The organism is Roseiarcus sp. (assembly GCF_049514155.1).
GTDB lineage: Bacteria > Pseudomonadota > Alphaproteobacteria > Rhizobiales > Beijerinckiaceae > Roseiarcus.
The window spans coordinates 1-7,460 of the sequence record NZ_JBEKVH010000171.1 but is presented as its reverse complement, the minus strand read 5'-3'; the positions used below and the strand labels follow the sequence as shown (position 1 = coordinate 7,460).

9 protein-coding genes are annotated in these 7,460 nt (G+C 68.8%); 2 read left to right on the top strand and 7 right to left on the bottom strand.

Annotated features, from left to right (window positions below):
* The 5 genes from ABSF49_RS18540 to ABSF49_RS18520 all read right to left on the bottom strand — a co-directional run.
* Positions 1–1,082: acetyl-CoA C-acetyltransferase (locus ABSF49_RS18540; RefSeq protein WP_424114123.1), on the bottom strand; the 1,082-nt coding region annotated here is incomplete at its 3' end.
* Positions 1,083–1,118: 36 nt separating this feature from the next.
* Complete coding sequence (locus ABSF49_RS18535) at positions 1,119–1,280, bottom strand: hypothetical protein (RefSeq protein ID WP_424114122.1); 162 nt, start codon at positions 1,278–1,280, stop codon at positions 1,119–1,121.
* 38 nt (positions 1,281–1,318) lie between these two features.
* Positions 1,319–3,109 carry an acyl-CoA dehydrogenase C-terminal domain-containing protein gene (locus ABSF49_RS18530; protein ID WP_424114121.1) on the bottom strand — a complete coding sequence of 597 codons (1,791 nt, stop codon included), beginning with the start codon at positions 3,107–3,109 and terminating at the stop codon, positions 1,319–1,321.
* Positions 3,110–3,250: 141 nt separating this feature from the next.
* Positions 3,251–3,754, bottom strand: a complete 504-nt coding sequence (locus tag ABSF49_RS18525) for a hypothetical protein (RefSeq protein WP_424114120.1) — start codon at positions 3,752–3,754, stop codon at positions 3,251–3,253.
* Positions 3,755–3,824: 70 nt separating this feature from the next.
* Positions 3,825–4,040, bottom strand: coding sequence for a DUF2093 domain-containing protein (locus ABSF49_RS18520; protein WP_424114119.1), 216 nt, complete (start codon positions 4,038–4,040; stop codon positions 3,825–3,827).
* A gap of 354 nt (positions 4,041–4,394) precedes the next feature.
* Between ABSF49_RS18520 and ABSF49_RS18515 the strand changes: the two genes are divergently transcribed.
* A complete protein-coding gene (locus tag ABSF49_RS18515) occupies positions 4,395–4,697 on the top strand; it encodes a GIY-YIG nuclease family protein (RefSeq protein WP_424114118.1) in 303 nt (100 codons plus the stop codon).
* A 280-nt stretch (positions 4,698–4,977) separates the two neighbouring features.
* Here ABSF49_RS18515 and alr read toward each other — a convergent pair whose 3' ends face one another.
* Both alr and ABSF49_RS18505 read right to left on the bottom strand, forming a co-directional pair.
* Positions 4,978–6,105, bottom strand: coding sequence for an alanine racemase (gene alr / locus ABSF49_RS18510; RefSeq protein ID WP_424114117.1), 1,128 nt, complete (start codon positions 6,103–6,105; stop codon positions 4,978–4,980).
* A complete protein-coding gene (locus ABSF49_RS18505) occupies positions 6,102–6,647 on the bottom strand; it encodes a pyridoxamine 5'-phosphate oxidase family protein (RefSeq protein ID WP_424114116.1) in 546 nt (181 codons plus the stop codon). Before ABSF49_RS18505 ends, alr begins: the two co-directional genes overlap by 4 nt.
* Before the next feature lie 100 nt (positions 6,648–6,747).
* Here ABSF49_RS18505 and leuD point away from each other — a divergent pair, with 100 nt between their 5' ends.
* Positions 6,748–7,353 carry a 3-isopropylmalate dehydratase small subunit gene (gene leuD, locus ABSF49_RS18500; protein ID WP_424114115.1) on the top strand — a complete coding sequence of 202 codons (606 nt, stop codon included), beginning with the start codon at positions 6,748–6,750 and terminating at the stop codon, positions 7,351–7,353.
* Positions 7,354–7,460 lie beyond the last annotated feature (107 nt).

Genomic DNA, 7,460 nt, shown 5'->3' with positions numbered 1-7,460 from the left:
CCGAGCGGATGACCGAGGGCGATCGCGCCGCCGTTGACGTTGACCTTGTCGGGATCGAGATCGAACGCCTGCAGGTAGCGCAGCACCACCGAGGCGAAGGCCTCGTTGACCTCGAACAGATCGATGTCGGAGATCTGCATTTGGGCGCGGGCGAGCAGCTTCCTGGTTACGTCGACCGGGCCGGTCAGCATGATCGCCGGTTCGGAGCCGATGTTGACGAAGGCGCGCACGCGCGCGCGCGGCTTTCGGCCGAGCTGAGCGCCCGCCTCCTTCGAGCCGATCAGCACCGCCGCGGCGCCGTCGACGATGCCCGACGAATTGCCGGCGTGGTGGACGTGGTTGATGCGCTCGACTTCCGGGTGCGCCTGGATCGCCACCGCGTCGAAGCCGCCCTGCTCGCCCATCATCACGAACGACGGCTTCAGCGCCGCGAGCGATTGCATGTTGGTCTCCGGCCGCATGTGCTCGTCGCGCTCGAGCAGCGGCAGGCCGTTGACGTCGCGCACCGGCTCGATCGAAGGCTTGAACCGACCCTCCGACCACGCCTTGGCGGCGCGGCCCTGCGATTGGACGGCGTAGGCGTCGACGTCGTCGCGCGAGAAGCCGTATTTGGTGGCGATGAGATCGGCCGAGACGCCCTGCGGCATGAAATAGGCGGGGATGGCGATCGCCGGATCGACCGGCCAGGCGCCGCCCGAGGCGCCGATGCCGACGCGGCTCATCGATTCGACGCCGCCGCCGATCGTCAGCTCGTGCTGGCCCGCCATCACCTGCGCCGCGGCGAAATTGACCGAGTCGAGGCCGGAAGCGCAGAAGCGGTTGATCTGCACCCCGGGCACCCCGTCGCCGAGGCCCGCCGCCAGCGCGCCCATGCGCGCGATGTCGCCGCCGGCTTCGCCGACCGGATCGACGCAGCCCATCACCACGTCGTCGATCTGGCCGGCCTTCAGGCCGTTGCGGTCCTTGATCGCCTTGAGCGCGGTCTTGGCCAGATGCAGCGTCGTCGCGGTGTGCAGCGCGCCGTCGGCCTTGCCGCGCCCGCGCGGGGTGCGCACGGCGTCGTAAATGAACGCGTCAGCCATGTTCGTCTCTCCTTCGCGCGCGGGGCGGCGCGCCGTTCAGGTATCGTGGTCGGGATGCTGGCAATTGCCGAGATGGGCCGGGTCAACCGGATTGCTGAAATTGCCGAACGGCAGGTCGCCGATCGCATCGAGCCGATAGCGCGCGGCACCGCACGGACGCCCGCCGGTCAGGCCGACAGGCTGAGCTTCCGCCGCCATTGTCCGTCCTCCCGTTCGCGCTTTCGCGCCTCTATCGTTCAGAACGCCGCCGCCGGCAGCGCCATGACCGTCTCCGCGCCGCTCGACAGCCGGGCGAGGCAGGCGCCCGCCTCCGGCAGCACGCGCGCGGCAAAGAACTTGGCGAGCGTCAGCTTGGAGTCAAGCGTCGCGTCGCTCGTCCCCGCCGCCTGGCGCGCCAGCACCGCCTTGGCGATGCGCGCCCACATGAAGGCGAGCGCGGTCAGGCCGAAGAGATGCATATAGTCGTTCGACGCCGCGCCGGCGTTGTCGGGGTTCTTCATCCCGTTCTGCATCAGCCACATCGTCGCCTGCTGCAATTGGCCAAGCGCCGCCTTGGCGGGCGCGAGATAGGGCGCGAGCGCCGAATCGTCCTTGTCGGCGGCGAGGAAAGCGGAGACGTCGCCGAAGAAGGCGGTGATCGCGCGGCCGCCGTCCTTGGGCAGCTTGCGACCGACCAGGTCGAGCGCCTGCACGCCGTTCGCGCCCTCGTAGATCATGGTGATGCGCGCGTCGCGGACGAACTGCTCGAGCCCCCATTCGGCGATGTAGCCATGGCCGCCGAGCACCTGTTGCGCCTTGACCGCGTTGGCGAAGCCCTGGTCGGTGAAGACGCCCTTGATCACCGGCGTCAGCAGGCCGACGCGGTCATCGGCGAGCTTGCGCGCATTGGCGTCGGGCGACGACAGCGCCTCGTCCTCGGAGAGCGCCACCCACAGCATCAGCGCTCGCGCCGCTTCGTTGAAGGCGCGGATTTCGAGCAACATGCGCCGCACGTCGGGATGGACGAGCAGCGGGTCGGCCGGCTTGTCGGGCGCCTTGGCGCCGGTCAGCGAACGGCCCTGCAGGCGCTCCTTGGCGTAGGCGGCGGCGTTCTGGTAGGCGACCTCGGACAGGCTCAGGCCCTGCACCGCGACGCCGAGCCGCGCCGCGTTCATCATCACGAACATCGCATTGAGGCCGCGGTTCTCTTCGCCGACCAGCCAGCCCTTGGCCCCGTCGTAGTTGAGCACGCAGGTCGAATTGCCGTGAATGCCCATCTTGTGCTCGATCGAGCCGCAGGCGACGCCGTTGCGGGCGCCGAGCGAACCGTCGTCGTTGACCAGGACTTTCGGCGCGACGAACATCGAGACGCCCTTGGTGCCGGCCGGCGCGCCGTCGATGCGCGCCAGCACGAGATGGATGATGTTGTCGGCGAGGTCGTGCTCGCCGGCCGAGATGAAGATCTTCTGCCCGGTGAGGAGATAGGAGCCGTCGCTCTGGCGGGTCGCGCGGGTCTTGATCAGACCGAGATCGGTGCCGCAATGCGGCTCGGTCAGGTTCATCGTCGCCGTCCACGCGCCGGTCGTCATCTTCGGCAGGTAGCGCTGCTTCAGCTCGTCGCTGCCGTGGGTCGCCAGCGCCGCCGCCGCGCCGTTGGTGAGGCCGGGATACATGGCGAACGAAAGGTTGGCGGCGATCGTGTATTCGCTCAGCGCCACAGCGAGGAAATGCGGCAGGCCCTGGCCGCCGTAGGCGGGGTCGCCGTCGAGCCCGACCCAGCCGCCCTCGGCAAAGGCCTTGTAGGCCTCCTTGAAGCCCTTCGGCGTCCTGACCGAGCCGTCGGCCTCGCGCACGCAACCCTGCGTGTCGCCGACGCGGTTGAGCGGCTGCAGCACCTCTTCGGCGAACTTGCCGCCTTCGCTCAACACCGCTTCGACGACGTCGAGCGGCGCCTCGCCGAAGCGCGGCAGGTTGCCGTAGCGCCCGTAGTCGAGCACGTCGCGCAGCAGGAAAAGCGTGTCGTCGACCGGGGCCTTGTAGCTAGGCATGAGCGATCACCAGGTTTTGGAAATGCGGGTTCCGCCCGGGTCGGAGCGAAACATTGTTCATATATGAACAATTCCTCGGCTGGGCGCAAGGGGCATTTTGGCGATCGGCCGGTCGATGGTCTCAATCTTAAGTCGCAGCGGTCAGCCCGGCTTGCGCCTGGCGAACCGGGTCAGCAGTTCCCAGGACACCGTCGTCGCCGAGAACAGCAACACCAGCGTCGACGCCGCCAGCCAATTGTAGTCCTCGCCCCAGCCGAGCGCCATGCGAAGCGCCGCGACCAGCAGCATGCCGAAGCCGATCAGCGAGGAGAGATGACGACGGAGAGCGCCGAGCCAGGCGCGCCGTTCGCCGCCCTGGATGACGATTTGGACGAAGCGGATGATCACCCACACCGACCAGCTCGCCGTCGCCGCGAGCGTCACCGCGCCGAACACCCGCGTCGAGATGTCGGCGAACAGCGACAGCAGCGCCACCATCATCACGGCGAGGTAGTTCTGGAACGCCTGTTCGGTCAGGCGTCGCGAAATGGGTTCGTCGGGGCCGAGCGCGGCGGCGGCGTTGATCGACACCACGACATAGAGAAGACCCAGCAAAGCCGCCGAAGCGGCCGCGATCGCCGTGTAGAACTGCGCCCAGGCCTGCATCGAGATCTCCGCTCGTCGACGGGGGCCATCATTTCGCGGCGACCGTCTGTGTCAAGCGGACCGGGACGGTTCAGTCCTTCCGCTCGAGCCGCGCCAGCGCCGCCTCTGGGCTGGCGTAGGCTTCCTGGAGGTCGACGCTCCAATAGCGCAGCTCTTCGAGCGGGATCGGCGCGTCGGTGACGGCGCAGCGGACGAAGGCGCCGGGCCGCAGGATGCGAAAGTCGCCGTCGAGAAAGCGGATCTGCGCTTCAGTCCCGGCGGGCGGGAAAGGGTCCTGTCGATTCATCGCGTCGTCCCAGCAGGGCGGCGAAAGCGCCCTGGTCGTTCTCACTTAGGCCGAGCGGGCGTGGATTTCCAGTCGCGAGATGGGCCGCGTCGCTTCGCAAACTGAGGAGCGCCGCGCCAGCGGCGCCTCTCGAACGACGAGGGGGCGGCGCTTGTCGGAACCGTCCTTCGACTCGCCTGCTTGCGCAGGCGGCTCAGGATGAGGGCGGTTGGGGAGCTCAGATCACAATCCCCCCTCATCGTGAGGAGCGCCGCGCCAGCGGCGCGTCTCGAACGACGAGGGGGAGCGCTGCTGACCGCTCCAAACTCCATTTTCTGCTGTATCATCGCCGGCGATCGCCAATGGGGCGCGAGGATGAGCGGCGCGTCGATCTATATCCTGCTCTGCGCCGACGGCGGCTACTACGCCGGCGTGACTCGGCGAGAGGTCGAGGAGCGGGTCAGCGAGCATGCGCAAGGGCTGATCCCCGGCGCCTACACGGCCAGCCGTCGCCCGGTGAAACTTGTTTTCTCAGAGGCCTACGAGCGCGTCGACGAAGCGATCGCTGCGGAACGGCGGATCAAAGGATGGTCGCGCGCCAAGAAGGAAGCGTACATGCGCGGCGACTTCGCATCGCTCGTGGCTTTGGCCAAACGGAAGGCAAAGGCGCAGCGCTGATCGGCGCTTTCTGGGGCCGCTCTCTGAGGCTGCTGTGCGCCGCCCTCGTCCTTCGACTCGCCTGCTTGCGCAGGCGGCTCAGGATGAGGGCGGTTGGGGAGCTCAGATCACAATCCCCCCTCATCGTGAGGAGCGCCGCGCCAGCGGCGCGTCTCGAACGACGAGGGGAGCGGCGCGTCGCCGTTTTGAAAAACCCTTCCGCATCCTTCGACTCGCCCGCTTCGCGGGCGGATCAGGATGAGGGGGGGTGGGTGAACTGCGAAGCCGACCCCCTCATCCTTCACGCGCCGACGACCCGCCGCGCGTAGCGCCGGCTTAAGCCCGTCAGGACCGTGTAGCCGATCGTGCCCGCGCGCTCGGCGAATTCGTCGAGACTGACTTCGCCGCCGAACAGCCGCGCATATTCGCCCGGCCGCGCCGCGCTCTCGGGCAGGTCGGTGACGTCGGCGATGATCAGGTCCATCGACACGCGGCCGACCAGCGGGCAGCGGCGGCCGGCGATCTCGACCTCGGCCCCGTCGCGGCCGTCGACGAACCCTGCGCCGCGCGGCAAGCCGTCGGCGTAGCCGGCGAGCAGCGTGGCGAGGCGCGTGCGCCGGCCCGCCGTCCACTGGCCGTTGTAGCCGCAGGTCTCGCCCTTCTCGATCCAGCGAATCTGCTGGATGGCGACGTCGAGCGCCGCCACCGGCTTCATCGGGTTCGGCCGCCCCGGCGTCGGGTTGCCGCCATAGAGCGCGTAGCCCGGCCGCCCGAGGTCGTAGGCGGGCAGTCCGGGCAGGAACAGGCCGGAAGAGTTGGCGAGCGACGTTCTTAGCGTCGGGAAAGCCGCGCGCGCCGCCGCGAAGCGGGCGATCTGCAGCGCGTTGAGCGGATCGTCCGGCCGTTCGGAAGAGACGAAATGGCTCATCAGCAGGTCGGCGCCGCTCTCGCCCGCGGCGGCGACCGCGGCGCGCAGGGTCTCGAGCGATGCGAAGCCGAGCCGGTTCATGCCGGTGTCGAGGTGCAGCGCGGCCGCCGGCGCCCTCGCCTGCGCGCGCGCGAACGCGGCCCAGCGTTCGAGCTCCGCCGCGCCGCCGATCGCCGGCGCGAGGCGGAAGGCGGAATAGTCGGCGAGCGGGTCGGCCTTCGCCTCCAGCCCGTTGAGCACGTATATGCGCGCGTCGGCCTCAGGCAGCAGCGCCCGCAGGCTTTTACCCTCGCTGATCTGGGCGACGAAGAAGACGCGGCAGCCGGCGGCGTAGAGCGGCGGCGCGACCGCCTCGATCCCGAGGCCGTAGCCGTTCGCCTTGACCACCGCCGCGCAGTCGCCCGGCGCGGCGCGGCGCGCCAAGAGCCGCCAATTGTCGGCGAGCGCGGCGGCGTCGATGGTGAGGACGCCGGGTGCGCTCGAAAGCGGCGGGCCGATCATGCCTCGCCGAGCCCCGTCGGCAATCCGTCGATCGAGACGCGGTTCTCGCTGCGCTGGTATTCGACGACGCCGTCTTCGCCCATGGCGACCCATGTGTCGGTCAGGGTCGAGCGCTGCGCCTCGAGCGTCATCAGCGGCACGCCGAAGCCACAGGCGGTCTGCACCGAATCGACATCGAAGACGACAATCTGCCGCGCGCCGGGAAACGCGTCGAAGCGGCCGGCGTGTTCGCGCCACAGCTCGCCGCCCGGCCTGCCGCAGCGGGCGCGGCCGAAAAGGCGGAGGATCAGCGGATCGCGGCCGAACGAGCAGAACATGAGGGTCGCCCGGCCGCCGGCGAGCGCATGCGCCGCTGTCTCGGCCCCCGAGCCGGTGAGGTCGAGATAGGCGCAGAGGCGCGGCCCGAGGACGCGGAATGTGTCGAGCCCTTTGGGCGAGACGTTGACCCGCCCCTCGGCCGTAGCGCTGGCGATGAAGAACATCGGCTGCGCCTCGATGAAGGCGATCAGCTTATCATCGAGCGCTTCATGGAATTTGGACATCGGTCAACTCTTGAGCGCCGCCCGGGTCGGATTGCCCCGTCGACGGGCCTTTGCTACAGGCTTGCGCCGAGACGTTTATCAGGCCGATGGAATCCGCGCGATGGACAAATTCGCCACACTGACCGGCGTCGCCGCGCCGCTCGAGATCGACAATGTCGACACCGACATGATCATCCCGAAGCAATATCTGAAGACGATCAAGCGCACCGGCCTCGGCAAGGGTCTGTTCTCCGAGATGCGCTACAAGGACGACGGCTCGCTCAATCCCGACTTCGTCCTCAACCAGCCGGCCTACGCCAACGCCAAGATTCTCGTCGCCGGAAACAATTTCGGCTGCGGTTCGTCGCGCGAGCACGCGCCGTGGGCGCTGCTCGACTACGGCATCCGCTGCATCGTCTCGACCGAATTCGGCGACATCTTCTACAACAACTGCTTCAAGAACGGCGTGCTGCCGATCAAGGTCGGCGCCGAAGACCTCGACAAGCTGATGGACGACGCGCGCCGCGGCGCCAACGCGACGCTGACCATCGATCTGGCGGCCCAGGAGATCCGCGGTCCCGACGGCGGCGTGGTCAAGTTCGACATCGACCCGTTCCGCAAGCACTGCCTGCTCGAGGGGCTCGACGACATCGGCCTGACGATGGTCAAGTCCCCCGCCATCGCCGCCCATGAGCAGAAGTCCGCGGCCGCGCATCCGTGGCTGTGATCGCTCCGGGACGCGGGCAGGGACGCCCGCGCCACTGAACCGCCGGTGGCGCGGGCCTCCGCGCCCGCGGCCGCGCCGCCTCGACGCCCGCGCGCGAATCGCCGATG